This is a genomic window from Enterobacter cloacae complex sp. IR53030 (assembly GCF_049238365.1).
GTDB lineage: Bacteria > Pseudomonadota > Gammaproteobacteria > Enterobacterales > Enterobacteriaceae > Enterobacter > Enterobacter kobei.
The window spans coordinates 131,061-157,371 of sequence record NZ_JBMKHA010000010.1 but is presented as its reverse complement, the minus strand read 5'-3'; the positions used below and the strand labels follow the sequence as shown (position 1 = coordinate 157,371).

Annotated in this window: 23 protein-coding genes; 17 read left to right on the top strand and 6 right to left on the bottom strand. The window is 56.3% G+C overall.

Translation table 11 applies throughout. The features are described 5' to 3' along the window. Positions 1 to 27: 27 nt before the first annotated feature. Positions 28 to 876 carry a MurR/RpiR family transcriptional regulator gene (locus tag ACOTXR_RS12640; RefSeq protein ID WP_014884841.1) on the bottom strand — a complete coding sequence of 283 codons (849 nt, stop codon included), beginning with the start codon at positions 874 to 876 and terminating at the stop codon, positions 28 to 30. Between the two features lie 118 nt (positions 877 to 994). On the opposite strand from ACOTXR_RS12640, the gene murQ reads away from it, so the two are divergent. From murQ to tadA, 4 genes are read left to right on the top strand one after another with little or no spacing between them, the layout of a single operon-like run. Beyond that, positions 995 to 1,888, top strand: coding sequence for an N-acetylmuramic acid 6-phosphate etherase (gene murQ / locus ACOTXR_RS12635; protein WP_047344907.1), 894 nt, complete (start codon positions 995 to 997; stop codon positions 1,886 to 1,888). Between the two features lie 11 nt (positions 1,889 to 1,899). Continuing rightward, positions 1,900 to 3,261 carry a PTS transporter subunit EIIC gene (locus ACOTXR_RS12630; RefSeq protein WP_014884839.1) on the top strand — a complete coding sequence of 454 codons (1,362 nt, stop codon included), beginning with the start codon at positions 1,900 to 1,902 and terminating at the stop codon, positions 3,259 to 3,261. A 3-nt stretch (positions 3,262 to 3,264) separates the two neighbouring features. Then, positions 3,265 to 3,900, top strand: coding sequence for a phosphatidylglycerophosphatase C (gene yfhb, locus ACOTXR_RS12625; protein ID WP_023331092.1), 636 nt, complete (start codon positions 3,265 to 3,267; stop codon positions 3,898 to 3,900). A 24-nt stretch (positions 3,901 to 3,924) separates the two neighbouring features. Continuing rightward, on the top strand, positions 3,925 to 4,464 hold the full coding sequence (gene tadA / locus ACOTXR_RS12620; protein WP_072205429.1) for a tRNA adenosine(34) deaminase TadA: 540 nt from the start codon (positions 3,925 to 3,927) through the stop codon (positions 4,462 to 4,464). On the opposite strand, the gene mltF is transcribed toward tadA, so the two are convergent. Beyond that, a complete protein-coding gene (mltF, locus tag ACOTXR_RS12615) occupies positions 4,352 to 5,902 on the bottom strand; it encodes a membrane-bound lytic murein transglycosylase MltF (RefSeq protein WP_014884836.1) in 1,551 nt (516 codons plus the stop codon). The genes tadA and mltF overlap by 113 nt on opposite strands. A gap of 268 nt (positions 5,903 to 6,170) precedes the next feature. Between mltF and purL the strand changes: the two genes are divergently transcribed. From purL to glnB, 5 genes are all read left to right on the top strand, one after another. Then, positions 6,171 to 10,058: a phosphoribosylformylglycinamidine synthase gene (gene purL, locus ACOTXR_RS12610; RefSeq protein WP_023331091.1), complete on the top strand. Its 3,888-nt coding sequence runs from the start codon at positions 6,171 to 6,173 to the stop codon at positions 10,056 to 10,058. A gap of 532 nt (positions 10,059 to 10,590) precedes the next feature. Continuing rightward, complete coding sequence (qseE, locus tag ACOTXR_RS12605; protein ID WP_127341134.1) at positions 10,591 to 12,018, top strand: two component system sensor histidine kinase QseE/GlrK; 1,428 nt, start codon at positions 10,591 to 10,593, stop codon at positions 12,016 to 12,018. 1 nt (position 12,019) lies between these two features. Next, positions 12,020 to 12,757, top strand: coding sequence for a two-component system QseEF-associated lipoprotein QseG (gene qseG / locus ACOTXR_RS12600; RefSeq protein WP_023337635.1), 738 nt, complete (start codon positions 12,020 to 12,022; stop codon positions 12,755 to 12,757). After that, positions 12,744 to 14,081: a two-component system response regulator GlrR gene (glrR, locus tag ACOTXR_RS12595; RefSeq protein WP_014884832.1), complete on the top strand. Its 1,338-nt coding sequence runs from the start codon at positions 12,744 to 12,746 to the stop codon at positions 14,079 to 14,081. The genes qseG and glrR overlap by 14 nt, the downstream gene beginning before the upstream one ends. Positions 14,082 to 14,146: 65 nt before the next feature. Further along, entirely contained in the window at positions 14,147 to 14,485 is a 339-nt protein-coding gene (gene glnB / locus ACOTXR_RS12590; RefSeq protein ID WP_003860685.1) for a nitrogen regulatory protein P-II, read from the top strand. Between the two features lie 83 nt (positions 14,486 to 14,568). On the opposite strand, the gene hmpA is transcribed toward glnB, so the two are convergent. Further along, on the bottom strand, positions 14,569 to 15,759 hold the full coding sequence (gene hmpA, locus ACOTXR_RS12585; RefSeq protein ID WP_058691199.1) for an NO-inducible flavohemoprotein: 1,191 nt from the start codon (positions 15,757 to 15,759) through the stop codon (positions 14,569 to 14,571). A gap of 304 nt (positions 15,760 to 16,063) precedes the next feature. On the opposite strand from hmpA, the gene glyA reads away from it, so the two are divergent. Then, positions 16,064 to 17,317 (top strand): serine hydroxymethyltransferase, encoded by a 1,254-nt coding sequence (gene glyA, locus ACOTXR_RS12580; protein ID WP_008502165.1) that lies wholly within the window; start codon positions 16,064 to 16,066, stop codon positions 17,315 to 17,317. A 54-nt stretch (positions 17,318 to 17,371) separates the two neighbouring features. Here the strand turns inward: glyA and ACOTXR_RS12575 are convergent, their stop codons facing one another. Then, positions 17,372 to 17,794, bottom strand: coding sequence for a DoxX family protein (locus tag ACOTXR_RS12575; RefSeq protein ID WP_014884830.1), 423 nt, complete (start codon positions 17,792 to 17,794; stop codon positions 17,372 to 17,374). Between the two features lie 172 nt (positions 17,795 to 17,966). Between ACOTXR_RS12575 and ACOTXR_RS12570 the strand changes: the two genes are divergently transcribed. Continuing rightward, entirely contained in the window at positions 17,967 to 19,106 is a 1,140-nt protein-coding gene (locus ACOTXR_RS12570) for a 3-phenylpropionate MFS transporter (RefSeq protein WP_023338677.1), read from the top strand. Here ACOTXR_RS12570 and csiE read toward each other — a convergent pair whose 3' ends face one another. Continuing rightward, complete coding sequence (gene csiE, locus ACOTXR_RS12565) at positions 19,107 to 20,381, bottom strand: stationary phase inducible protein CsiE (RefSeq protein ID WP_058691200.1); 1,275 nt, start codon at positions 20,379 to 20,381, stop codon at positions 19,107 to 19,109. Positions 20,382 to 20,506: 125 nt separating this feature from the next. Between csiE and ACOTXR_RS12560 the strand changes: the two genes are divergently transcribed. Continuing rightward, the gene (locus ACOTXR_RS12560; RefSeq protein ID WP_058691201.1) at positions 20,507 to 21,145 is read left to right on the top strand and encodes a DUF1007 family protein; all 639 of its coding nucleotides are present in this window, start codon (positions 20,507 to 20,509) and stop codon (positions 21,143 to 21,145) included. Then, positions 21,136 to 22,116: a nickel/cobalt transporter gene (locus ACOTXR_RS12555; protein WP_058691202.1), complete on the top strand. Its 981-nt coding sequence runs from the start codon at positions 21,136 to 21,138 to the stop codon at positions 22,114 to 22,116. Before ACOTXR_RS12560 ends, ACOTXR_RS12555 begins: the two co-directional genes overlap by 10 nt. 60 nt (positions 22,117 to 22,176) lie before the next feature. Here ACOTXR_RS12555 and suhB read toward each other — a convergent pair whose 3' ends face one another. After that, positions 22,177 to 22,980 carry an inositol-1-monophosphatase gene (gene suhB / locus ACOTXR_RS12550; protein WP_003860668.1) on the bottom strand — a complete coding sequence of 268 codons (804 nt, stop codon included), beginning with the start codon at positions 22,978 to 22,980 and terminating at the stop codon, positions 22,177 to 22,179. Between the two features lie 131 nt (positions 22,981 to 23,111). Here suhB and trmJ point away from each other — a divergent pair, with 131 nt between their 5' ends. From trmJ to iscU, 4 genes are all read left to right on the top strand, one after another. Further along, positions 23,112 to 23,837 carry a tRNA (cytosine(32)/uridine(32)-2'-O)-methyltransferase TrmJ gene (gene trmJ, locus ACOTXR_RS12545; protein WP_008502159.1) on the top strand — a complete coding sequence of 242 codons (726 nt, stop codon included), beginning with the start codon at positions 23,112 to 23,114 and terminating at the stop codon, positions 23,835 to 23,837. 236 nt (positions 23,838 to 24,073) lie between these two features. Beyond that, positions 24,074 to 24,565, top strand: a complete 492-nt coding sequence (gene iscR, locus ACOTXR_RS12540; protein ID WP_008502158.1) for a Fe-S cluster assembly transcriptional regulator IscR — start codon at positions 24,074 to 24,076, stop codon at positions 24,563 to 24,565. Positions 24,566 to 24,681: 116 nt separating this feature from the next. Further along, positions 24,682 to 25,896: a cysteine desulfurase gene (gene iscS, locus ACOTXR_RS12535; RefSeq protein ID WP_008502157.1), complete on the top strand. Its 1,215-nt coding sequence runs from the start codon at positions 24,682 to 24,684 to the stop codon at positions 25,894 to 25,896. A 24-nt stretch (positions 25,897 to 25,920) separates the two neighbouring features. After that, positions 25,921 to 26,307 (top strand): Fe-S cluster assembly scaffold IscU, encoded by a 387-nt coding sequence (iscU, locus tag ACOTXR_RS12530; protein WP_003860661.1) that lies wholly within the window; start codon positions 25,921 to 25,923, stop codon positions 26,305 to 26,307. The last annotated feature ends 4 nt before the right edge of the window (positions 26,308 to 26,311 follow it).

The following is a 26,311-nucleotide window of genomic DNA, read 5'->3' as shown; positions in this document are numbered from 1 at the left end:
GGCGGGCATTATACGCTCATTCCTTACTCAGACCAGTTTTTTTACCAGCTCTTCACTATGGCGAATGCGCTCTGGCGCCCGCTCTAAATCCTGCTGCACCAGCGCCATAAACAGCAGGTCCGTCAGCATCATTTGCGCACTGGTTGACGAGATCGCCGCGCTGCGCGTGGCCTGCTCTTCGGCAATGGTATACAGACAGCGCGTGGCCCGCTGTTGCAGGGCATTCGGGGTGAACCCGGTGATGGCGAGGATTTTGCCGCCGACGCGCAGCACTTCGTCCGTTGCCATGTTAATCTCGCGGCGCTCACCGGAATAGGAGATGGCCAGCAGCAGATCTTCAGGATCCATCGCCTGCACGGTCGCCAGCAGGGCGTGCATATCCTGCTCGACAATCGCGTTAAAACCGATTTTGGTCAGCTTCCAGCCAAAATTACGCGCCACCAGGCCGGATGCGCCAATACCGGTTAAAATAATACGCCGCGCCGCTCGCAGCATCGCCACGCTTTCCAGTAACTTCTCTTCGGTATTCACGTCGAGGGTGGCATGCATGGCCGCGACGTTCTCTTTAATCAGCTTTTCCCCGACCACACGCATTGGATCATCCCCGCGGATCTGGTTATGCACCGGCATAGATTGCGGATTGGGATTACTCACCAGCGCTTCGCTAATTGCCAGCTTAAGGGCAGGGAAGCCTTTAAAACCGATCTTCTGGGCAAATTTCACAACGCTTGACTGACTTACCCCGGCTTCGCTTGCCAGCTGTTGCGAGCTGAGATGACGGGCGCGGTCAGGCTGAGAAAGCAGAAAGTCCGCCAGTTTTTTGTCGCTTTGAGCAAAGCCGGCGTAGCGCTGGCGAATGCGAATTAAACAGTTCATAAGTACTCCCGGCGGAAATGTGATTGTCTACGCAAATACGAATTTTGCTCGCCTGAATGAATTTTATATTCCATTATAGTGTGATTATTATGAATTAAAAATTCTTGAGGTACAAAAAATGAATCTTGGCTCACTTGTTTCTGAAACGCGTAACCCGCAAACCATGGATCTGGATGCGCTCTCTACTCTGGAGCTGGTTAACCGCTTTAATCAACAGGATACGCTGGTCGCGCAGGCAGTGAAAGAGACATTACCTGAGGTAGCGAAAGCGGTCGATGCGGCGGCGGAAGCCCTCAAAGCGGGTGGCCGCATTATCTATATGGGCGCCGGTACCAGCGGCCGTCTCGGCGTGCTGGACGCCTCCGAATGTCCGCCAACGTTTGGCGTGCCGCATGGGCTGGTGGTCGGGTTGATTGCGGGGGGGCCTGGTGCACTGCTGAAAGCCGTTGAAGGGGCGGAAGATAACAAACAGCTGGGTGAGGATGACCTGAAGGCACTTACTCTGACGGCGAAGGATCTGGTCGTCGGGCTGGCGGCATCCGGGCGCACGCCGTACGTCATTGGCGGTCTGGAATACGCCAACCAGACCGGCTGCACGACGGTCGCCATCTCCTGTAACCCCGGCTCTCCAATCGCTCAGGTGGCCGCCATCGCCATCTCCCCGGTTGTCGGGCCAGAAGCGCTCACCGGCTCCACGCGCCTGAAATCCGGTACCGCGCAAAAGCTGGTGCTCAATATGATCTCCACCGGTGCGATGGTGAAGTTCGGCAAGGTGTATCAGAACCTGATGGTGGATATGCAGGCCACTAACGTCAAGCTGGTGGACAGAGCCTGCCGTATGGTGATGGAGGCGACAGGCGCAAGCCGTGAAGAGGCACAAGCGGTACTCCAACAGACCGATCACGATGTTAAACCCGCCATATTGATGATCTTAAGTGGGCTGGATGCGGCGGCCGCGCGAGCCAGACTCGATGCGCATAATGGCTTCTTACGGGCGGCATTAGAAAACTAACAGAGGCGTGTATGGACAAAACAGCAGCGCTCGCCAGCGATATCCTGCGAGGGATCGGCGGAGAAGAGAATATTCAGCGTCTGGAAAACTGCATGACGCGCGTGCGCGTCGAGGTGCATAACGACGACCAGCTGGATGTGCCGGGCCTGAAGAAGCTTTCCGGTGTCAGCGGTTACGTGAAGCAGGGGCAGCAACACCAGCTGATCGTCGGGCCGGGGAAAGCGGCGCAGGTGGTTGATGCCATGCGCGCGCTGATGGGCGGCGGCGCGAGTGTGACGCTCGACGATGCTGCGCGCACCAAAGCGCAGGCGAAGGCGAAATACAAAGCCCCCATGAGCGACGCGCTACGACAGCTGGCAAATGTCTTTATCCCGCTGATCCCGGCGTTTATTGCTTCCGGCTTGATCACCGGGATTATCAATATTCTCAAGCGTCCGGATATCGTCGGGGACTTTGCCACCCAGTATCCGAACCTGTTAGGTATTCTGGGGATCTTCGGCAGCGCGGTGTTTGCCATTATGAACATTCTGGTCGGGGTGAATACTGCCAAAGTGTTTGGCGGTTCGCTGGCGATGGGGGGCGTGATGGCGGGCATTCTCTCCAGTCCGCAGCTGGCGCAAATTACGCTGTTTGGCGAGGCGCTCCAGCCTGGTCGCGGCGGGGTGATTGCCGTGCTGCTGGTGGTCATCCTGATGTGCTGGATTGAGAAAAGACTTCGCGCGGTATTGCCCGGCTCGATTGAACTCATCCTCAACCCCCTGCTGACCACGTTAATTACCGGTAGTGTGGCGATTGTGGTTCTTCAGCCATTAGGGGGATGGATCTCTGATGCCATCGCCCATGGCGCGTCTCTGGCCATTGACCGCGGCGGTTTGTTAGTGGGGGCAGTGCTGTCAGGCACCTTCCTGCCGCTGGTGCTGACCGGTCTGCATCAGGGACTGGTGCCGATCCACGTCGAACTGGTGCAGGCGCACGGTTACAACGCGCTGTTGCCTATACTCTCAATGGCGGGGGTGGGGCAGGTCGGTGCGGCGATTGCCGTACTGCTGAAAACCCGCAACGCACGCCTGAAAAAAGTGATTAAAGGCGCGCTTCCGGTTGGATTGCTCGGCATTGGCGAACCGCTGATTTTTGGCGTCACGTTGCCGCTGGGTAAACCGTTCCTGGCTGCCTGTCTGGGCGGCGCGGTCGGCGGGGCGCTCATCAGCTACTGGAAAGTTGCTACCGTCATTACGTTTGGTCTCTCCGGTTTGCCGCTGGCGTTAACTATCGTGACCGGAAAAGTGATGCTCTATCTGTTAGGCTATTCTGTAGCGGTGATCGCCGGGTTCCTGTTTACCTGGCTGTTAGGATTCAACGACCCAGAGGAGTAAGGTTTGGCAAATCACGAGCGTCGCGTTGTCTTTTTCGATCTGGATGGAACGCTGCATCAGCAGGATATGTTTGGTACGTTTATGCGCTACCTGCTGCGGCGCCAGCCTCTGAATGCGCTGCTCGTCTTACCGCTGTTACCGGCGATCGGCATCGCGCTGCTGGTGAAAGGCCGGGCGGCGCGCTGGCCGATGAGCCTTCTGCTCTGGGGATGTACGTTTGGCCACAGCGAAGCGCGGCTCAAACAGCTAGAAAAGGAGTTTGCGCACTGGTTTCGCGGTCATGTCGCCGCGTTCCCGGTTGTACAGGCGCGCCTCACCAGTTACCTCGACGCCAACGATGCCGACATCTGGTTGATCACGGGCTCCCCGCAGACGCTGGTTGAACAGGTTTATTTTGATACGCCCTGGCTGCCGCGCGTGAATCTTATCGCCACACAAATTGCCCGTGGTTACGGCGGCTGGGTACTGAGTATGCGCTGTCTGGGGCATGAAAAAGTGGTGCAGCTGGAGAAACGCATCGGCACGCCGCTGCGTCTTTACAGCGGCTACAGCGACAGCAAACAGGACAACCCGCTGCTCTATTTTTGCCAGCATCGCTGGCGCGTCACGCCCGCAGGCGAACTTCAGCAACTCGAATAGTCTTATCCATTACGGGTGTGTATAATGCCGCCCGCTTTTCGACTGGAGTATCTACCGTTGTCCAATCCCGAACACAATCATGAATACTGGATGCGCTACGCGCTGACGCTGGCTCAACGTGCCTGGGATGAGGGGGAAGTGCCTGTGGGCGCGGTGCTGGTGCATAATAACCAGGTGATAGGTGAAGGCTGGAATCGGCCGATTGGTCGTCACGATCCTACCGCGCACGCTGAAATCATGGCGCTTCGTCAGGGGGGGCTGGTGCTGCAAAACTATCGCCTGCTCGATACTACGCTGTATGTGACGCTTGAGCCGTGCGTGATGTGTTCTGGGGCGATGGTGCATAGCCGGATCGGTACGCTGGTCTTTGGTGCGCGGGATGAAAAAACCGGTGCGGCCGGTTCTCTGCTGGACGTGCTGGGTCATCCAGGGATGAATCACCAGGTGAAAACTATCGGTGGGGTACTTGCACCAGCGTGTTCGGCGCTATTAAGCGATTTCTTTCGAATGCGCCGTCAGCAGAAAAAGCAACAAAAGGCAGAATTGAAGTTGTCGGACGATTAAGCTCGTCCGGCGCCACAACCGGATAACTCTCAGCCAGCTGTCTTGCCTCTGTCGCCTCTTTTTCTTTCTCGAGCAGATAGCCGACCAGGCTAATCTGATACTTACGGATATTTTCCACGTAGGCGTAGGCTTCATGTCCGCGCGCGTAGCCGTAAGTCAGCTTGTTATACCACGGCTTCTGGCTTAGCAGCGGCAGACGTTGCTTTACGTCTGACCAGCTGTCCGGGTTACCTTTCGTTTTCGCGGTCAGCGCCCGCGCGTCAAGCATATGCGCGTAGCCCATATTGTAGGCTGCCAGCGCAAACCAGATCCGTTCCTCTTCCGGCACCGTTTCCGGCACTTTGGCCATCATATCCTGCAGATAGCGAGCCCCGCCGCTGATGCTCTGTTCCGCATCGGTACGGTCATTCACGCCCAGGCTCAGCGCGGTATTTTTGGTTAACATCATTAAGCCACGCACGCCGGTCGGGGAGGTGGCCTGGGTGTCCCAGTGGGACTCCTGATACGAAATAGCCGCCAGCAGTTTCCAGTCAATCTCCTGGGCGTATTTTTCGAATAATGGCTGCAGGTCTGGCAGGACGCTATCTACCGCGCGCAGGAAGCTGCGGGTGTCAACATAGTCAAAATCATCACCGTGGCCGAGATATTTTTCCTCCAGGCGCGCCAGCGTGCCGTCTTCATTGATGGTGTTATAGAAATCGAGCATGGCCGCAGAAAGAGTCTGATCGTCATCGAGCTGGCTAAACCAGGTCACCGGCTGCTCGTCGGTAACGTCGAGCGCTACGGCAATTTCAGGATGCACGCGCTGGAACAGACTGATCGCAACCGAATCGGCAATGGTGTAGGGCAGTTTCTGATCTTTTACCTGCTCCAGCAGCTCCGTTGTGCCCAGTTTCGGATCAACCTTCCAGCTCAGGTCGGGGTATTTCTTCTCTTTCAGCTCACGCAGATCCTCAATCACCACATGGCCGGGCGCAATGGTCAGCTGTTGATCGTTAATGGAGGCCAGCGTGCGTGGCCGCAGACTCCCGACGCGATAGACCAGCTGTTGCGAAACGGAGTAATAGGTCGGGCCCGGTTGATAGTTTTTGCTACGCTCACTGTTATAGACCAGACCGGCTGCCAGTATGTCGGCATCGTTGTTATCAAGGTCGTCGAACAGCTGGTTGATATTCTGGCGAACGGTAATTTTAAGCTTCACGCCAAGATAATCGGCGAACTGCTGCGCCAGTTCATAATCAAGGCCAATAATTTTGCCGTTAATGTCGCTGTAAATCAGCGGAGAGTTGAGCGTACTGACGCGCAGCTCCCCCCGCTCCTGAATGGCGGCGATACGGTTTTCGGCTTTGCCGAACCAGGGGATGGAAGGCCAGAGGGCCACTGCCAGCAGCAACGTAACAATGCCGATGAGCAGATAATTAATCTTTAATTTTTTCAATTAGTTAATTCTCTGCGACGCCGGTTGCCTCAGTATGCTGTAGCCATGTTTGATAATCAGGTTTGCCATTGAATGAGCGGCATTTTGCGTAAACTTGCGCCACTTGGCAACCAATTAGAGAGACAGGTCACATCTATTGCTAAATGTCTCCGCCAATTTTATTTCCACGCAAACGGTTTCGTCGGCGCTCAGGATTCTCTATAATGACGCCCGTTTTCCCCCCTTGCGCACACTGAAAGCGCCCCGGCGCTTCGAAGACGAGAGACTTATGATGGAAATTCTGCGTGGTTCGCCTGCACTGTCTGCCTTCCGTATTAACAAACTGCTGGCACGTTTTCAGGCGGCCGACCTTCCGGTAAGCAATATTTACGCTGAGTATGTCCATTTTGCTGACCTGAATGCCCCCCTGAATGCAGAGGAGCGCGTACAGCTGGAACGCCTGCTCAAGTATGGCCCAAATCTGAGTAGCCATACGCCAACCGGCAAACTGATCCTTGCGACGCCGCGTCCGGGCACCATCTCCCCCTGGTCTTCTAAAGCCACCGACATTGCCCACAACTGCGGCCTGAGCCAGATTAACCGTCTGGAGCGCGGCGTGGCCTACTACGTTGACGCCTCGACCCTGAGCGACGCGCAGTGGCAGGCGGTTGCCGCCGAGCTGCATGACCGCATGATGGAAAGCGTGTTTGCTTCTCTTGATGACGCACAGAAGCTCTTCTCCCACCATCAGCCTGCGCCGGTACAAAGCGTAGACCTGCTGGGGCAGGGCCGTCAGGCGCTGATTGACGCTAACCTGCGTCTCGGCCTGGCGCTGGCAGAAGACGAAATCGACTACCTGCAGGATGCGTTTGTTAAGCTGAACCGCAACCCGAACGACATCGAGCTCTACATGTTCGCGCAGGCCAACTCCGAGCACTGCCGCCATAAAATTTTCAACGCCGACTGGATTATTGACGGCGAACAGCAGCCTAAATCGCTGTTCAAAATGATCAAAAACACCATGGAGCAAACCCCCGACCACGTGCTGTCTGCCTATAAAGACAATGCCGCGGTGATGGAAGGCTCCGAGGTTGGGCGCTATTTTGCTGACCACGCTACCGGTCGTTACGACTTCCATCAGGAGCCTGCGCATATCCTGATGAAAGTGGAAACCCACAACCACCCGACGGCAATTTCCCCGTGGCCGGGTGCGGCCACCGGTTCAGGCGGTGAAATCCGTGATGAAGGTGCAACGGGACGTGGTGCGAAACCAAAAGCGGGTCTGGTTGGTTTCTCCGTCTCCAACCTGCGCATCCCGGGCTTTGAGCAGCCATGGGAGGAGGATTTCGGCAAGCCAGAGCGCATTGTGACCGCGCTGGATATCATGACCGACGGTCCACTGGGCGGCGCGGCATTCAACAACGAATTTGGCCGTCCGGCACTGAACGGCTACTTCCGTACCTATGAAGAGAAAGTGGACAGTCATAACGGCGAAGAGCTGCGTGGCTATCACAAACCGATCATGCTGGCGGGTGGGATCGGCAATATCCGTGCCGATCACGTCCAGAAAGGCGAGATCGTGGTTGGCGCGAAGCTGATCGTGCTGGGCGGCCCGGCGATGAACATCGGCCTGGGCGGCGGCGCGGCATCCTCCATGACCTCCGGTCAGTCAGATGCGGATCTCGACTTTGCTTCCGTTCAGCGCGACAACCCGGAAATGGAGCGTCGCTGCCAGGAAGTCATCGACCGCTGCTGGCAGCTGGGCGACGCGAACCCGATTCTCTTTATCCATGACGTGGGCGCGGGCGGTCTGTCTAACGCCATGCCGGAGCTGGTGAGCGATGGCGGACGCGGTGGCCGCTTCAACCTGCGCGATATCCTGAGCGATGAGCCAGGCATGAGCCCGCTGGAAATCTGGTGTAACGAATCCCAGGAACGTTATGTTCTGGCGGTTGCAGCGGATCAACTGCCGCTGTTTGACGAGCTGTGCCGCCGTGAGCGCGCGCCGTATGCCGTCATCGGCGAAGCGACCGAAGAGAAGCACCTGACCCTGAGCGACACCCATTTCGACAACCAGCCGATCGATCTGCCGCTGGACGTTCTGCTCGGTAAAACGCCGAAGATGACCCGCGACGTGCAAACGCGTAAAGCAGCGGGCAAAGCGCTGGATCGCCAGGGCATCACCGTTGCAGAAGCGGTCAACCGCGTGCTGCACCTGCCGGCGGTGGCAGAGAAAACCTTCCTGGTCACCATTGGCGACCGTACCGTAACCGGTATGGTCTCGCGCGATCAGATGGTCGGCCCGTGGCAGATCCCGGTCGCGAACTGTGCCGTAACCACCGCGAGTCTCGACAGCTACTACGGTGAAGCGATGGCCCTGGGCGAACGCACGCCTGTGGCGCTGCTGGACTTCGCCGCGTCCGCCCGTCTGGCTGTGGGTGAAGCGCTGACCAACATTGCCGCGACGCAGATTGGCGATATCAAACGTATCAAGCTCTCCGCTAACTGGATGGCCGCTGCCGGTCACCCTGGCGAAGATGCGGGCCTGTATGAAGCCGTGAAAGCGGTGGGCGAAGAGCTGTGTCCTGCGCTTGGGCTGACCATTCCGGTGGGCAAAGACTCCATGTCGATGAAAACCCGCTGGCAGGAAGGCAACGAGCAGCGCGAGATCACTTCTCCGCTGTCGCTGATCATCTCCGCCTTTGCGCGCGTGGAAGACGTACGTCACACCGTGACGCCGCAGCTTGCGACCGAAGACAACGCCCTGTTGCTGATTGACCTGGGTAAAGGTCACAACGCGCTGGGTGCCACGGCGCTGGCGCAGGTTTATCGTCAGCTGGGTGATACACCGGCCGATGTGCGTGACGTGGCCCAGTTAAAAGGCTTCTACGATGCAATTCAGGCGCTGGTCGCGCAGCGTAAGCTGCTGGCCTACCACGACCGCTCCGACGGCGGACTGCTGGTCACGCTGGCAGAGATGGCCTTCACCGGCCACTGTGGTGTGGAGGCGAATATTGCCTCTCTGGGTGAAGACCGCCTGGCAGCGCTGTTCAATGAAGAGCTGGGCGCGGTGATTCAGGTGCGTGCGGCAGACCGCGATGCGGTTGAAGCCATTCTTGCGCAGCACGGTCTGGCAGACTGCGTACATTATCTGGGTAAAGCCGTACAGGGCGACCGCTTTGTCATTGAAGCTGACGGTCATGCTGTCTTCAGCGAAAGCCGCACCACGCTGCGTATGTGGTGGGCGGAAACGACCTGGCAGATGCAGCGCCTGCGTGATAACCCGGAATGTGCCGATCAGGAGCATAACGCGAAGGCTAACGACAGCGATCCAGGCCTGAACGTGAAGCTCTCCTTCGACATCAACGAAGACATCGCCGCGCCGTACATTGCGACGGGTGCACGTCCGAAGGTGGCCGTGCTGCGCGAGCAGGGCGTTAACTCCCACGTTGAAATGGCGGCTGCCTTCCACCGTGCGGGCTTTGACGCCATCGACGTTCACATGAGCGATCTGCTGGCCGGGCGTACCGGTCTGGAAGATTTCCAGGCGCTGGTGGCCTGCGGTGGTTTCTCTTACGGTGACGTACTGGGCGCCGGTGAAGGCTGGGCGAAGTCCATTCTGTTTAACAGCCGCGTGCGCGACGAGTTCGAAACCTTCTTCCACCGTCCGCAAACGCTGGCGCTGGGCGTGTGTAACGGTTGCCAGATGATGTCCAACCTGCGCGAGCTTATCCCGGGCAGCGAAGCCTGGCCGCGCTTTGTGCGTAACCAGTCTGACCGCTTTGAAGCGCGCTTCAGCCTGGTGGAAGTGACACAAAGCCCATCTCTGCTGCTGCAGGGCATGGTCGGATCACAGATGCCAATCGCCGTGTCCCACGGTGAAGGTCAGGTAGAAGTGCGTGATGCAGCACATCTGGCTCAGCTTGAAAGCAAAGGTCTGGTGGCGCTGCGCTTTGTCGATAACTTCGGCAAGGTCACCGAAACCTATCCGGCTAACCCGAACGGCTCGGTCAACGGTATTACGGCAGTCACCAGCGAAAGTGGTCGTGCAACCATTATGATGCCGCACCCGGAGCGCGTGTTCCGTACCGTGAGCAACTCCTGGCACCCGGAAAACTGGGGCGAGGACAGCCCGTGGATGCGTATCTTCCGCAATGCGCGTAAACAGTTGGGTTAAGATGTAAAGCAGGTACCTTCCAGGCCCGGTAAGCGTAGCGCACCGGGCTTTTTTATGTGTGTCGCAAAATTGCGACAAAGACGGTTTGCGACTGTCTCCAAAAGGAGACATTTAACTCATTGATTTATATATGCCAGAACAGGTTCCTGTTAAGGTGTTGCTTAATAGCGACACTTAGCCTGGAAATCATTCAAACGATAATGAACAGGTGGAGTTGGTAAAATGTATATATATCAATGTGTTAATGTTTTGTTTTGCATTCTGGCACGGGTGTTGCATAATATTAACCAGTGGCTCATTCATCTTCTTATGTCAGCCCCTTCGGGACGTGCTACATAAACTTCGAATGACGCACAAAAAGGTGCCTGCCGTCCAACTACTGATCATAGCGATGCTTTATCAGGCCAGGGCGAAACGTCGAGTTAGGCACCGCCTTATTCCATAACAAAGCCGGGTTTTTACCCGGCTTTGTTGTATCTGAAGGGCAGACTCAGTTACGCTCTGCGTAAACCCCCATGAAGAGAGTAATGCGTTGAAACGCTGGCCCGTTTTTCCCCGCTCCCTGCGACAGCTCGTGATGATGGCCTTCCTGCTAATCCTGCTGCCATTGCTGATCCTCGCCTGGCAGGCGTGGCAAAGCCTTAACGCGCTGAGCGCTCAGGCCGCACTGACTAACCGCACCACGCTTATCGACGCCAGACGCAGTGAAGCGATGACCAACGCGGCGCTGGAGATGGAGCGTAGCTATCGCCAGTACTGCGTGCTTGACGATCGGACGCTGGAAAAGGTTTACCAGAGTCAACGCAAGCGCTACAGCGAGATGCTGGACGCGCATGCGGGCGTGTTGCCCGACGACAAGCTGTATCAGGCATTGCGTCAGGATCTGAACGATCTTGCGCAGCTGCAATGCCACAATAGCGGGCCGGATGCCGCCGCTGCCGCGCGTCTTGAAGCGTTTGCTGCCGCCAACACCGAGATGGTGCAGTCAACCCGCACGGTCATTTTCTCTCGCGGTCAGCAGCTGCAGCAGGAGATAGCCGAACGCGGGCAGTTCTTCGGCTGGCAGGCACTGGTGCTTTTCCTGGTGAGTCTCGGGCTGGTTCTGCTCTTTACCCGTATGATCATCGGCCCGGTGAAGGGCATTCAGCGTATGATCAACCGTCTTGGAGAGGGGAAATCGCTCGGGGATTCGGTTTCCTTTAAAGGCCCGCGCGAGCTGCGCTCCGTTGGTCAGCGTATTATCTGGCTGTCTGAGCGTCTGGCGTGGCTGGAATCCCAGCGTCATCAGTTCCTGCGCCATATTTCCCATGAACTGAAAACGCCGCTCGCCAGCATGCGTGAAGGAACGGAGCTGCTGGCAGACGAGGTGGCAGGGCCGCTAACGCCAGAACAGAAAGAAATTGTTGAGATTCTGGATGCCAGCAGCCGCAACCTGCAAAAGCTAATTGAACAGCTGCTGGATTACAACCGCAAGCTGGCTGACGGAGCGGTCGTTCTTGAAGAGGTCGAGATTGCGCCGCTGGTGGATATGGTGATCTCCGCCCATAGCTTGCCAGCAAGAGCTAAAATGATGCATACCGGGGTGGAGTTGAGTGCGCCTGCCTGTCTCGCTGAACCGAGGCTTTTAATGAGCGTTCTGGATAATCTTTACTCCAATGCGGTGCACTATGGTACTGAATCCGGTAACATTTATATCCGAAGTTATACGATGGGTTCCCGGGTGTTTATTGACGTCGCTAACACCGGCACCCCGATCCCTGATGACGAAAAAACCATGATCTTCGAACCCTTTTTCCAGGGGAGTCATCAGCGGAAGGGTGCGGTAAAAGGAAGTGGTCTGGGCTTAAGCATCGCCCGGGACTGCATACGACGCATGCAGGGTGAGCTAAACATTGCCACGGACGAACGTGCGGATGTTTGCTTCCGTATTGAACTGCCCCTGAGCCGGAAAAACCAATAAAATGAATCTAAGTCTGGTGAGTATGTCACACGTCTTTTTCCGCGCCGTACGCGCGGTGTTTTCCAGCAACACATTTCGCCTGGGTTTACCCTGTTTATTTCTGGCAGGGTGCGTTTCCCATGCGCCACAAAGTGCGATAAGCGGTAAACAAGAAGATAAATGGCCGGATAACCAGCTGGCGGATTTCCTCTCTACCCGCTGTGACGATATCTGGAATTTGTCAGGGCATGATGTCGAAAATAATCCGCTGTTCTGGCTGCGCGGAATAGATTGTGCCCAGCGTCTTGCGCCGGTGGATGCCCGTTCGAAAGCGGCGATGCTGGATGACGACACCTGGCAGGACGCTTTCAAGCGTGGAATTCTACTGGCCGATGCGAAAATCACCCCCGTCGAACGTCGGGCTAATGTGACCCGGCTGGATACCTTTACGATCGCGCTCCCGGTACAGGTACGACCGGTATACCAGCTCTGGCGGGATGGTCAGACCTTACAGCTTCAGCTGTCTGAAGAGCGCTCTCGCTACAGCAAGCTCCAGCAGTCCACCGACAGCGAACTTGATACGCTGCGTCAACAGCAACAGCATTTACGCACTCAGCTGGATACCACGACGCGCAAGCTGGAAAACCTGACCGATATCGAAAGACAGCTCTCGTCGCGCAAATATCAGCCTGGTAGCGCATCCGCAGCACCGGACAGCGACACGCAGAAACAAGAGGATGTGAAGCATGACGAGCCGTAAACCTGCCCATCTCTTACTGGTGGATGACGACCCCGGGCTGTTAAAGCTGCTGGGGATGCGTCTGGTGAGTGAAGGCTACAGCGTAGTGACTGCGGAAAGCGGACAGGAAGGGCTGAAAGTCCTTAGCCGCGAGAAAATTGATCTGGTCATCAGCGATCTGCGGATGGACGAAATGGACGGTCTGCAGCTGTTCGCGGAGATCCAGAAGCAGCAGCCGGGCATGCCGGTGATTATCCTGACGGCACACGGGTCAATTCCGGATGCCGTCGCCGCAACCCAGCAGGGCGTATTCAGCTTCCTCACCAAGCCGGTAGATAAAGACGCACTCTACAAAGCCATCGACAGCGCGCTGGAGCACGCGGCACCCTCTGGCGACGACGCGTGGCGTGAATCCATTGTAACCCGCAGCCCGATCATGCTACGTCTGCTTGAGCAGGCGCGGATGGTCGCCCAGTCCGACGTCAGCGTGCTGATTAACGGCCAGAGCGGAACCGGGAAAGAGATCCTGGCGCAGGCGATCCACAACGCCAGCCCGCGCAGCAAAAATGCCTTTATTGCCATTAACTGCGGCGCGCTTCCGGAACAATTGCTTGAGTCCGAACTGTTTGGTCATGCCCGTGGCGCCTTCACCGGCGCGGTAAGCAGCCGGGAAGGGCTGTTCCAGGCCGCGGAAGGTGGCACGCTGTTCCTCGACGAGATTGGTGACATGCCTGCGCCGCTACAGGTCAAACTGCTGCGCGTGCTTCAGGAGCGTAAAGTGCGCCCGCTGGGCAGCAACCGCGATATTGATATTAACGTACGAATTATTTCCGCCACCCACCGCGACTTACCAAAAGTGATGGCGCGCAACGAGTTTCGTGAAGACCTCTACTACCGTCTGAACGTGGTGAATCTCAAAATCCCGGCACTGGCGGAGCGTGCTGAAGATATTCCGCTGCTGGCGAATCACCTGTTGCGTCAGGCGGCCGATCGCCATAAACCGTTTGTCCGCGCGTTTTCCACCGATGCGATGAAACGGCTGATGGCGGCCAGCTGGCCGGGTAACGTTCGCCAGCTGGTAAACGTGATTGAGCAGTGTGTGGCGTTGACGTCATCGCCCGTTATCAGCGATGCGCTGGTGGAGCAAGCGCTGGAAGGGGAAAACACGGCCTTGCCGACGTTCGCCGAAGCGCGTAACCAGTTCGAGCTGAACTATCTGCGCAAGCTGCTGCAGATCACCAAAGGCAACGTGACCCACGCAGCGCGAATGGCCGGACGCAACCGCACCGAGTTTTACAAGCTGCTCTCACGCCACGAGCTGGAAGCAAACGATTTTAAAGAGTAATGCCGTATGGTACTGTGAGCAATCGATTACGAGGCAGCTTACAGGCAAGCGTTTAAGGACCCACCATGAAAAAGATTGATGCGATTATTAAACCTTTCAAACTGGATGATGTGCGTGAAGCGCTGGCGGAAGTCGGCATCACCGGGATGACCGTGACGGAAGTGAAAGGTTTTGGTCGTCAGAAAGGCCACACCGAGCTTTATCGTGGCGCAGAGTACATGGTCGACTTTCTGCCGAAAGTGAAAATTGAAATCGTGGTCAGCGATGACATCGTCGATACCTGCGTGGATACCATCATCCGCACGGCGCAGACGGGCAAAATTGGCGACGGTAAAATCTTCGTCTTTGACGTGGCGCGCGTAATCCGTATCCGTACCGGCGAAGAAGACGACGCCGCGATTTAATGATGCCAACGGTTTTGTAGGCCGGGTAAGGCGTAGCCGCCACCCGGCGAAAAAAAAGCCCCTCGTTCGAGGGGCTTTTTGCATTACAGCACTTTATGCGGGCCAAAACATTCGTAATGAATGTTGTCTTTATTCACACCCAGCGCCACCAGCTGCTTCGCGGCATATTGCATAAACGCCACCGGTCCGCAGACGTAGAACTGCATATCCGGCGCGCTGAACGCCCCTTCATGCTGGCTTAAATTCATCAACCCTTCGCTGTCAAAACGTGCAGCTGCGCGGTCTGCTTCCGTTGGCAAGCGATACCAGGTATGCGCGGTGAAGCGGGGCAGCGTCGCGCCCAGCGTTTTCACTTCGTCCGCAAAGGCATGCACCTCGCCGTTCTCTGCGGCATGGAACCAGTTGACCTGTGCGCTGTGGTTTGCTTTCGCCAGCGTATCCAGCATCGCCAGCATTGGCGTTTGGCCGACACCAGCCGAGATCAGCGTTACCGGGGTAGTAGCGTCTACCGCCATGAAGAAGTCACCCGCCGGTGCGGCCAGGTGAACGACGTCACCCACGCTGGCTTCGTTATGCAGCCAGCTGGAAACCTGGCCGCCGTCCTCGCGTTTCACCGCAATGCGATAGCCTTTGCCGTCGGGTTTGCGGGTCAGGGAATACTGGCGGATCTCCTGATGCGGAAAACCTTCAGGCTTCAGCCACACGCCGAGATATTGGCCTGGCTGATAATCCGCTACCGGCTGACCATCCACCGGTTCAAATTCAAAACTGGTGATCAATGCGCTGCGCGGTGTTTTCTCAACGATGCGGAAGGCGCGCGTGCCTTCCCAGCCGCCGTTCTTGCTGGCGTTTTCACTGTAGATCTGCGCTTCACGGTTGATGAAGACGTTTGCCAGCACGCCGTAGGCTTTACCCCAGGCGTCAAGTACCTCCTGGCCCGGGCTGAACATTTCGTCCAGCGTTGCCAGCAGGTGGCCGCCCACAATACTGTACTGCTCGGGTTTGATCTGGAAGCTGGTGTGCTTCTGCGCGATTTTTTCCACCGCAGGCAGTAATGCCGCCAGGTTTTCAATGTTGCTGGCGTAGGCCGCGATGGCGTTGAACAGGGCTTCACGCTGATCGCCATTACGCTGGTTACTCATGTTGAAAATCTCTTTCAACTCTGGGTTATGCGTGAACATGCGATCGTAAAAATGGGCGGTGAGTTTAGGACCGGTTTCCACCAGCAGGGGGATGGTGGCTTTAACGGTAGCGATGGTTTGAGCGTCGAGCATGAGCGCGTCCTTTTTATGTGACTTTAATGATGTATTTTAAATGCATCTTATAAAAAATACCCCTGCGTTGTAAATGGTTCTTTGCAAGATGAAAAATATGCATCACAAACCTGAAAAGAAATCCGTTGAAACAGGGGAGCGCTTTATTCCTCAAACCCTTGCGTGGCGTGAAGGAAAACGTTTGCGTAAAATCGTTTGTCAAGACCTGTTATCACACAACTATTCAGTTATACTGTTGCCCGTCGTCCAACAGGACTGCCTTTTCAGGCCAAAATTTACTTGTTAGCTGAGTCAGGAGATGCGGATGTTAAAGCGTGAAATGAACATTGCCGATTATGATGCCGAACTGTGGCAGGCTATGGAGCAGGAAAAAGTACGTCAGGAAGAGCACATCGAACTGATCGCCTCCGAAAACTACACCAGCCCGCGCGTCATGCAGGCACAGGGTTCTCAGCTGACCAACAAATACGCTGAAGGTTATCCAGGCAAGCGCTACTACGGCGGTTGCGAGTACGTTGATATCGTTGAGCAGCTGGCAATCGACCGTGCGAAAGAACTCTTTGGCGCTGACTACGCGAACGTGCAGCCGCACTCCGGCTCTCAGGCTAACTTCGCCGTTTACACCGCGCTGCTGCAGCCGGGCGATACGGTGCTGGGTATGAACCTGGCGCAGGGCGGCCACCTGACTCACGGCTCCCCGGTGAACTTCTCCGGCAAACTGTACAACATCATCCCTTACGGTATCGATGAGTCCGGTAAAATTGACTACGAAGACATGGCGAAGCAGGCTAAAGAGCATAAACCGAAGATGATCATCGGTGGCTTCTCTGCTTACTCCGGTATCGTTGACTGGGCAAAAATGCGTGAAATCGCAGACAGCATCGGTGCTTACCTGTTCGTCGACATGGCGCACGTAGCGGGTCTGATTGCCGCCGGCGTTTACCCGAACCCGGTTCCGCACGCTCACGTTGTGACCACCACTACCCATAAAACCCTGGCGGGTCCACGCGGTGGCCTGATCCTGGCGAAAGGCGGTGACGAAGAGCTGTACAAAAAACTGAACTCTGCCGTGTTCCCAAGCGCGCAGGGCGGCCCGCTAATGCACGTTATCGCGGCAAAAGCGGTAGCGCTGAAAGAAGCGATGGAGCCAGAGTTCAAGGTTTATCAGCAGCAGGTTGCTAAGAACGCCAAAGCGATGGTGGAAGTGTTCCTGAACCGTGGCTACAAAGTGGTTTCTGGCGGTACTGAAAACCACCTGTTCCTGCTGGATCTGGTTGATAAGAACCTGACCGGTAAAGAAGCTGACGCTGCCCTGGGCCGCGCTAACATCACCGTGAACAAAAACAGCGTGCCAAACGATCCGAAGAGCCCGTTCGTGACGTCCGGTATCCGTATCGGTTCTCCGGCTGTGACGCGTCGCGGCTTTAAAGAAGCGGAAGTGAAAGAGCTGGCTGGCTGGATGTGTGACGTTCTGGACAACATCAATGACGAAGCGGTTATCGAGCGCGTCAAAGGTAAAGTTCTGGATATCTGCGCACGCTTCCCGGTATACGCATAATTCCTCTGCTCAGCAGAACGTTAAAAGGCCGCGCGTGCGGCCTTTTTTTATGGCTTAACGGCGGTCAAGGGATATTGCGCCTGGACCTACAATCGCCAGCAATATAAATGCGCCCGCAATACTGACATTCTTGTAGAAATTAATCATATTCGGTACGACCGCGTCACCGGTCATATTCCAGTAATGGTGACCAATCACCGCCGTGCCCAGCGTGTAGAACACAAACAGCACGGCAAGAGGGCGGGTGAAAAAGCCCAGTACGATCAGGATGGCGGCTGGCACTTCCATCACCACCGCAATAATGGCCGCCAGCATGGGCATCGGTGTCCCCAGCGAGGTCATATATTGTACGGTGCCGCTAAACCCCGTCAGTTTCGGATAACCAAAGATAATAAACAGGACGACAAGCGCGATACGGGCAATCAACAACAACAGATGGCGTGACTGACCAAAATCGAGATAACGTAGTGAGTTCATGGCAGAAAACCTCTGCAAGTGGAGTAATTTAAACGTAATACACATTTTCATTCCCTGCCATAAGCCTGACGACTGCACGATATGTTAATTTTTCGTTAATTTATAGCAGGCTATCTACTTGCTTAATTTTTCTATTCTCGCCAGACTATGGCCTCCATTTCGGGAGGGATTCATGGTCTTGCATTCCACGCGCTGGCTGGCGCTCAGCTATTTCACCTATTTCTTTAGCTACGGTATTTTTCTGCCATTCTGGAGCGTCTGGCTCAAGGGAATCGGCCTGACTCCAGAGACCATCGGCGTTCTGCTGGGGGCCGGACTGGTGGCGCGTTTTCTTGGCAGCCTGCTGATTGCCCCGCGCGTCAGCGATCCCTCTCTGCTGATCAAGGCTGTACGCATTCTCGCGCTGCTCACCCTGGTCTTTGTCGCCTGCTTCTGGGTAAGCCATCAGTTTGCCTGGCTGATGGTGGTGATGGTCGGCTTTAACCTGTTCTTCTCTCCGCTGGTTCCTCTGACGGATGCGCTGGCGAACACCTGGCAAAAGCAGATCACCATGGACTATGGCCGCGTGCGCCTGTGGGGCTCTATTGCTTTTGTTATCGGTTCCGCGCTGGTGGGGAAACTGGTCAGCCTTTACGACTACCGTGCGATTCTGGCTCTGCTGAGCATCGGGATAGCGTCGATGCTGCTGGGAATGCTGTTACGTCCATCCGTGATGCCGCAGGGAGAAAGTCGCCATCAGGAGAGCGCGGGCTGGCCAGCCTGGCGGAGCCTGGTCGCACAGAGCTGGCGCTTTCTGGCGTGCGTCTGTCTGCTTCAGGGGGCGCATGCGGCGTACTATGGCTTCAGCGCTATCTACTGGCAGGGGGCGGGCTACTCTGCCTCTGCGGTTGGTTATCTCTGGTCGCTGGGCGTGGTGGCCGAAGTCATTATTTTCGCCCTGAGCAAAAAGCTGTTCCGCCGTTTTGGCGCGCGCGATCTGCTGCTGCTTTCGGCGATTTGCGGCGTGGCACGCTGGGGTATTATGGGCTGGACGACGGATCTGCCATGGCTGATCGTGGCGCAAATTCTGCACTGCGGCACCTTCACCGTATGTCACCTGGCGGCGATGCGCTATATCGCTGCGCGTGAGGGCGGGGATGTGATTCGTCTGCAGTCGGTCTATTCCGCGGTAGCAATGGGCGGCAGTATTGCGGTGATGACGGTCTTTGCCGGTTTCCTGTATCAACACCTCGGGCACGGCGTCTTCTGGGTAATGGCGCTGGTGGCGCTACCGGCGATGTTTGTTCGACCAAAAGTGGCCGCACGCGCGTAACTACGACTCCAGCATCGCGCGAATATGCTCTTGCTGCTGCGCATTCAGTGATTCAACCGCGTGGATCAACGGCGGCGAGAACAGCGGAAGGGCAACAGGATAGGGGGTGACCACCAGCGCGGCTTCGCGCGGCGCGCCCTCTTTCTGAAAAGCCTGCAACGTCAGATAGCGAATATTGAGCGGCAGCAGCGTCAACTCGCGCAGCTGCTGTTCAATCAGCTCCTCACAGGATTTATCTTCCCCGGTCAACAGCACCACCTGCTTTTCATGGAGATCGGACTCCTGCATCAGCCAGGCGCCGAAAATCACCGCGACCAGGCTCATCTCTTCATCGGAAAAACGCAGGCCAAACTCCGCTTCCAGCTCAAACAGCGCCTCTTTCGTGGTGCGTAACAGCCGGGGATAGAGACGATGGATCTCCTCTGGCAGGCTGTTGTCGATGCCAATTTCAAACAGGGAACGGTCCAGCGCCTGAGACAGATGGATATACAGCTGATCGGTCAGCCCTTGCTCGTCGCTGAAGTTCATCCCGGTCTGCGAGCGAAAACGGGCCACCATGCGCACGATGGCGCGACGCAAACGCTCATCCTGCTGGTGCTTATCCAGCACCGGATCGGGCGTGCGGAGCATCATAAACAGCAGCGCCAGAAACAACTGCTCATCCACATGCGCGCCCTGAGGAACGCGCCGCTTCCAGTGACGGACGATCTCCTGCGCCGTAAAATACTCTCCCCGCGACTGCGTCCAGCTGCGCTGGGCATGGGAAAATTGTGGCGTATTCCCCAGGTGGTGCTGGATAAGGCAATACTGTAAGTAGAGCTGTAAGAACTGGATGTCGCGACACTCAAACTGCCGCTGCAGCTTGCGCGAGCAGAAGTTGATTAACGCCCGCAGGTTAGCATCGTCGTAAAGTGGCCGCGCGATGCCGTGTTGTTTAAGCGCGGTTTTTAACGCTGGCGTAAACTGGTGCGAGACAAACTGCGGGCAAAGGCGGAGCGCCCTGCGCAGCCAGTGCAGCAGGCATAAACGCTGGTTCAGGGCAGTGCCTTCAATCCGGTAGCTGCCGTCGTGGTGCGTGACGATATCCAGCCGGTGATAGCGCTGGATTTCATCGCGCGTCTCGGCTATATCTTGCCGTGCCAGGACGTCGTCCACGCCGTTGGCTGCGATTATGCTCTGTGCGGTGACGGCAGCATCGGGCAGGTAAAGCATTAAAAGCACCTGGCAACGGCGCTGCGAACTGGAAAGCACAGATGGAATTTCAAGCGTCGTCATCTGTCGGGTATCCAGTGTGAATGTTTGATAAGAATAGCTAAAGGATGGGGGCTGAAAAGCGCACCGGCAGGCCTTTCACTCAGGATTGCTGGAGAACATCACAGAATTTTTGACGTGAGGAATTGATGCAGACAGTTAAACACAGTGCGATGGCGTTATTTTTGGCGGTTATCTCCTTCACCACCAGCGCGCACCCTCACAGTTTTATCAGCCTGAAAACCGAACTGGTCACCGACGGCACGCAGTTAAGTGGCCTGAAGATGCGCTGGACGATGGATGAAATCACCTCGGCTGACCTGCTTTATGATGCGGGAAATGCGAAGCCCGGCGATGAAATCTGGAAAAAGCTGGCGGCGGAAGTGATGGCTAACGTGCTGGGTCAGCACTACTTCACCGAGTTCTGGCATAACGGCCAGAAGGTGAAGTTTCTTAACCGACCCACGGAGTATGGTATGTCACGCGACGGGCATCAGGCGGTGCTGACGTTCGTCCTTCCGCTGGCGCACCCGCAGCCGCTGGCAGGGCAAAAATATACTTTTTCCACTTTTGACCCAACCTACTACGTCGACATGCACTACGCCGACGAGAGCGATGTACAGCTTCCGGCCTCGTTGCAGAAAACCTGCAAAATGGCGGTTCACACCCCGAATCCCAGCGAAGAGACGCTGAACTTTGCCGTCTCTCTTGATAAAGAAGATGCGCCACCGGAGGACATGGAGTTGGGTAAACAGTTCGCGCAGGAGGTGACGTTACAATGTCAGTGATCGCTTCTCCGTCCCGCAAATCTCGCCGCTGGCTTCATCTTTGGCCGCTTGCGCTTTTTATACTGTTAGCTATTGGCGGTTCGCTCTGGCTGTGGCAGGCCTGGCCGCAGGTGATGATGAAAAGCATCATCTGGCAGCGCGAGGTGAACCAGCAGATGAGTGGTTTACTGAAAGCGGTGGCGGAGAACCCAAAGAAAGCGGGCGGTTCCCTGCTGGCGTTCAGCTTTATCTACGGGGTGCTGCATGCGCTGGGGCCTGGGCATGGCAAAATCGTTATCACCACCTGGCTTGCGACCCATCCGTCAAAGCTGAAATCGAGCATGGGTCTTACGCTGGCCTCCTCGCTGCTTCAGGGGGGCGTGGCGATTGGGCTGGTTGTCGTAGTGCTTTCACTTCTTCAGCTTCCAGCCCGGCAGCTGCACATGAGTAGCTTCTGGCTGGAAAAGGGGAGCTATGCGCTGGTGGGCGTGCTGGGGCTGATCCTCTGCTGGCGAGCGCTGAAAAAACTGCGCGCGCTGCTGCAAAAACCGCAATTCAGGACTTTTACGCCGCATCACGTTCACGATGAAAACTGTGGCTGCGGACATCAGCATCTGCCGACGCAGGAACAGCTACAGAACGGTGATGACTGGCGTGCGCGGCTGATGATTGTGCTCTCAATGGGGATGCGCCCGTGCTCGGGGGCAATCATGGTGTTGTTGTTCAGCAAGGTGATTGGCGTGTTTGGCTGGGGAATGCTTTCTGCGCTGGCGATGGCGGCTGGAACGTCACTGACGATTTCTTCGCTGGCGTTGCTGGTGCACAGCTTCCGTCAGCTGGCGGTTAAACTCAGCGGCAATAAAACGCCGGTGCTGTGGCGACAGGTCGGATGGACAACGTTCGCGCTGGCGGGCGGGGTGATTCTGCTGGTGGCGGCGGTGACGATGTGGATGAGCGCGGTGCCGGTGGGAAGGGGATTGCGGCCTTTCTGACGTACCTGAGGGATTTTGTAGGCCCGGTAAGCGTAGCGCCACCGGGCATAATACGCTCGATTAACGCTTCAGCGCGTCGCTCAGTTCATCACGCATGTTTGCCAGCATGGCTTTAACGACACGTGGGTTACCGGCAACGATGTTGCCGGTAGACATATAGTTATGGCCGCCGGTGAAATCACACACTATGGCACCTGCTTCACGTGCGATCAGCTCGCCCGCGGCAAAATCCCATGGCTTCAGAGACAGCTCGAAGTATCCGTCAACGCGGCCGGTCGCCACGTAAGCCAGATCCAGCGCAGCAGAACCGGTGCGACGGAAGTCCGCGCATTCGGTGAACAGTTTGCCCAGGATATTCATGTAGGTGGTTGCGTGCTGTTTCGCCTTGAACGGGAAACCGGTCGCCAGGATGGTGCCGTCCAGATCGCGAGCGTTGCTGCAGCGCAGACGGTAGCCGTTCAGCTGTGCGCCCTGACCGCGGGTAGCGGTGAACAGTTCGTTACGCATTGGATCGTAGACAACAGCGACTTCAGTACGGCCTTTGATGCGTACGGCGATAGACACAGAGAAGTGTGGCAGGCGTTTGACGAAGTTGGTGGTGCCATCCAGTGGATCGATAACCCATTGAACATCCTGATCGGTACCTTCATGTTCACCGCTTTCTTCGGTGATGATGGTGTGCTGCGGGTAAGATTTGCGGATCGTTTCGATAATAATCGCTTCTGCGGCTTTATCGACATTCGTCACGAAATCATTGCTGCCTTTCTGGCTGGTTTCTACGGAGTCTGGCGTTTCGTAGTGTTTGGCAATTACATTACCCGCCTTGCGCGCTGCGCGCACGGCGATGGTCAGCATCGGATGCATCGGTCTCTCTCACTGGATGTTAAAGAACAGGAAAATCGGCGCAGAGTATAGCAGCGGGATCGGATTATGTCTCTCGTTTATGATAATATGCCCGAATATTCTTCAGACGCTGAATTCAGACACTAAAAATTATGCTGCAAAACATTCGAATCGTGCTGGTCGAAACATCGCACACCGGCAACATGGGCTCCGTTGCCCGCGCTATGAAAACCATGGGCTTAACGAACCTGTGGCTGGTTAACCCGCTGGTGAAACCAGACTCACAGGCCATCGCCCTGGCCGCCGGAGCCAGCGACGTGATTGGCAACGCGCAGATCGTCGATACCCTCGACGAAGCGCTGGCAGGCTGCAGCCTGGTAGTCGGCACCAGCGCTCGCTCCCGCACATTGCCGTGGCCGATGCTGGACCCGCGCGAATGCGGTCTGAAGAGTGTCTCTGAGGCAGAACAGGCGCCGGTTGCGCTGGTGTTTGGCCGTGAGCGTGTTGGCCTGACCAACGACGAACTGCAGAAATGCCACTACCATGTGGCGATTGCCGCCAACCCGGAATACAGCTCGCTGAACCTGGCGATGGCAGTGCAGGTGATCGCCTACGAAGTGCGTATGGCGTGGCTGGCGACGCAGGAGAAAGAGGTAGAGCCTAAAGAAGAGACGGCCTACCCGCTGGTGGATGACCTGGAGCGTTTCTATGGTCACCTGGAGCAGACGCTGCTTTCGACCGGCTTTATTCGTGAAGGCCATCCAGGCCAGGTGATGAACAAGCTGCGCCGTCTGTTCACCCGCGCCCGCCCGGAAAGCCAGGAGCTAAACATCCTGCGCGGCATTCTGGCGTCGATTGAGCAGAAGAATAAAGAGTAGTGTCGTCTGTTCGCCGGGTGGCGCTTCGCTTACCCGACCTACAAAACCCGTAGCCCGTGCAAGCGCAGCGCCGCCGGGCAAAAGGATACGGCACAGAAGGTTAAATACCTGACTAAAACAGTCAAGTAAATAGTTGACCATTTTAGTCAGGAATGTCAGACTTGGCCCTGCTATGCAATACCCCCATTTTACAATAAAAAACCCCGGGCAGGGGCGAGTTTGAGGTTAAGTAAGACATGAGACTGACATCTAAAGGGCGTTATGCCGTGACCGCGATGCTGGACGTTGCGCTCAACTCCGAAGCGGGCCCGGTTCCGTTGGCTGATATTTCTGAACGACAAGGGATCTCCCTCTCCTATCTGGAACAGCTGTTCTCCAGACTGCGTAAAAATGGACTGGTTTCCAGCGTTCGTGGCCCGGGCGGCGGTTATCTGCTGGGTAAAGACGCGGGCAGTATTGCAGTGGGTGAAGTGATTAGCGCAGTTGACGAATCCGTCGACGCGACCCGTTGCCAGGGTAAAGGCGGCTGCCAGGGCGGCGATAAGTGCCTGACCCACGCGCTGTGGCGCGATCTGAGCGACCGTCTGACCGGCTTCCTGAACAACATCACCCTCGGTGAGCTGGTGAATAACCAGGAAGTTCTGGATGTATCAGGCCGTCAGCACAGCCATGATTCCCAACGCAGCACCCGCGCGCAGGACGCCATCGACGTCAAACTGCGCGCGTAATAAAACGATAAGTATTTCAGAATCAGGCCGGGGCACAGCGCCCCGCGTACTCGGTCGTACATCCAGCCGGTTGCCTGATTCCTTGCATTGAAGCGATGTACGGAGTTTATAGAGCAATGAAATTACCGATTTATCTCGATTACTCCGCAACCACGCCGGTGGACCCGCGTGTTGCCGAGAAAATGATGCAGTGTCTGACCCTGGACGGAAACTTTGGTAACCCAGCTTCCCGTTCACACCGTTTTGGCTGGCATGCTGAAGAGGCGGTTGATATCGCCCGTAATCAGATTGCTGACCTGGTGGGTGCCGACCCGCGTGAGATTGTTTTCACCTCCGGTGCGACCGAATCCGACAACCTGGCGATCAAAGGTGCAGCCAACTTTTATCAGAAAAAAGGCAAGCACATTATCACCAGCAAAACCGAACACAAAGCCGTGCTGGACACCTGCCGTCAGCTGGAGCGTGAAGGGTACGAAGTGACGTACCTGGCGCCGCAGAGCAACGGGATCATCGACCTGAAAGAGCTCGAAGCAGCGATGCGTGATGACACCATTCTGGTCTCCATCATGCACGTCAACAACGAAATCGGCGTCGTTCAGGACATCGCCACCATCGGCGAAATGTGCCGTGCGCGCGGTATTATCTACCACGTAGATGCGACCCAGAGCGTGGGTAAACTGCCTATCGACCTGAGCCAGCTGAAAGTGGACCTGATGTCCTTCTCCGGCCACAAAATCTATGGCCCGAAAGGGATCGGCGCGCTGTACGTTCGTCGTAAGCCACGTATCCGCATCGAAGCACAGATGCACGGCGGCGGTCACGAGCGCGGCATGCGTTCCGGTACGCTGCCTGTTCACCAGATCGTGGGCATGGGCGAAGCATACCGCATTGCGAAAGAAGAGATGGAAACCGAGATGGCACGCCTGCGCACGCTGCGTAACCGTCTGTGGGACGGCGTGAAGGATATGGAAGAAGTGTATCTGAACGGCGATCTCGAGCAGGGCGCGCCAAACATCCTCAATGTCAGCTTCAACTATGTTGAAGGCGAGTCGCTGATCATGGCCCTCAAAGACCTGGCCGTTTCTTCCGGTTCTGCCTGTACGTCTGCAAGCCTGGAGCCATCCTACGTGCTGCGCGCGCTGGGTATGACTGACGAGCTGGCACACAGCTCTATCCGTTTCTCTTTAGGTCGTTTCACTACCGAAGAAGAGATTGACTACACCATCAAGCTGGTTCGTAACTCCATCGGCCGTCTGCGTGACCTTTCTCCACTGTGGGAAATGTTTAAGCAGGGCGTGGATCTGAACAGCATTGAATGGTCACATCACTAATCGGTACATAAGGAGAATTCAATCATGGCATACAGCGAAAAAGTCATCGATCATTACGAAAACCCGCGCAACGTTGGCTCTTTTGACAACAGCGACGAATCTGTTGGTAGCGGCATGGTGGGTGCACCGGCGTGCGGCGACGTGATGAAGTTGCAGATTAAAGTCAACAATGAAGGTATCATTGAAGACGCGCGCTTCAAGACCTACGGCTGCGGTTCTGCCATTGCGTCCAGCTCCCTGGTCACTGAATGGGTGAAGGGCAAGTCTCTGGACGAAGCACAGGCAATCAAGAACACGGATATTGCTGAAGAACTCGAACTGCCACCAGTGAAAATTCACTGTTCTATTCTGGCAGAAGACGCGATCAAAGCCGCCATTGCGGATTACAAAAGCAAACGTGAAGCAAAATAATTGA

What these genes read in the sequence shown, in the direction of transcription:
- ACOTXR_RS12640 (WP_014884841.1), bottom strand. Translation starts at nt 876, where the DNA reads ATGAACTGTTTAATTCGCATTCGCCAGCGCTACGCCGGCTTTGCTCAA.
- murQ (WP_047344907.1), top strand. Translation starts at nt 995, where the DNA reads ATGAATCTTGGCTCACTTGTTTCTGAAACGCGTAACCCGCAAACCATG.
- ACOTXR_RS12630 (WP_014884839.1), top strand. Translation starts at nt 1,900, where the DNA reads ATGGACAAAACAGCAGCGCTCGCCAGCGATATCCTGCGAGGGATCGGC.
- tadA (WP_072205429.1), top strand. Translation starts at nt 3,925, where the DNA reads ATGCCGCCCGCTTTTCGACTGGAGTATCTACCGTTGTCCAATCCCGAA.
- purL (WP_023331091.1), top strand. Translation starts at nt 6,171, where the DNA reads ATGATGGAAATTCTGCGTGGTTCGCCTGCACTGTCTGCCTTCCGTATT.
- qseG (WP_023337635.1), top strand. Translation starts at nt 12,020, where the DNA reads ATGAATCTAAGTCTGGTGAGTATGTCACACGTCTTTTTCCGCGCCGTA.
- glrR (WP_014884832.1), top strand. Translation starts at nt 12,744, where the DNA reads ATGACGAGCCGTAAACCTGCCCATCTCTTACTGGTGGATGACGACCCC.
- glnB (WP_003860685.1), top strand. Translation starts at nt 14,147, where the DNA reads ATGAAAAAGATTGATGCGATTATTAAACCTTTCAAACTGGATGATGTG.
- hmpA (WP_058691199.1), bottom strand. Translation starts at nt 15,759, where the DNA reads ATGCTCGACGCTCAAACCATCGCTACCGTTAAAGCCACCATCCCCCTG.
- glyA (WP_008502165.1), top strand. Translation starts at nt 16,064, where the DNA reads ATGTTAAAGCGTGAAATGAACATTGCCGATTATGATGCCGAACTGTGG.
- ACOTXR_RS12575 (WP_014884830.1), bottom strand. Translation starts at nt 17,794, where the DNA reads ATGAACTCACTACGTTATCTCGATTTTGGTCAGTCACGCCATCTGTTG.
- ACOTXR_RS12570 (WP_023338677.1), top strand. Translation starts at nt 17,967, where the DNA reads ATGGTCTTGCATTCCACGCGCTGGCTGGCGCTCAGCTATTTCACCTAT.
- csiE (WP_058691200.1), bottom strand. Translation starts at nt 20,381, where the DNA reads ATGACGACGCTTGAAATTCCATCTGTGCTTTCCAGTTCGCAGCGCCGT.
- ACOTXR_RS12560 (WP_058691201.1), top strand. Translation starts at nt 20,507, where the DNA reads ATGCAGACAGTTAAACACAGTGCGATGGCGTTATTTTTGGCGGTTATC.
- ACOTXR_RS12555 (WP_058691202.1), top strand. Translation starts at nt 21,136, where the DNA reads ATGTCAGTGATCGCTTCTCCGTCCCGCAAATCTCGCCGCTGGCTTCAT.
- suhB (WP_003860668.1), bottom strand. Translation starts at nt 22,980, where the DNA reads ATGCATCCGATGCTGACCATCGCCGTGCGCGCAGCGCGCAAGGCGGGT.
- trmJ (WP_008502159.1), top strand. Translation starts at nt 23,112, where the DNA reads ATGCTGCAAAACATTCGAATCGTGCTGGTCGAAACATCGCACACCGGC.
- iscR (WP_008502158.1), top strand. Translation starts at nt 24,074, where the DNA reads ATGAGACTGACATCTAAAGGGCGTTATGCCGTGACCGCGATGCTGGAC.
- iscS (WP_008502157.1), top strand. Translation starts at nt 24,682, where the DNA reads ATGAAATTACCGATTTATCTCGATTACTCCGCAACCACGCCGGTGGAC.
- iscU (WP_003860661.1), top strand. Translation starts at nt 25,921, where the DNA reads ATGGCATACAGCGAAAAAGTCATCGATCATTACGAAAACCCGCGCAAC.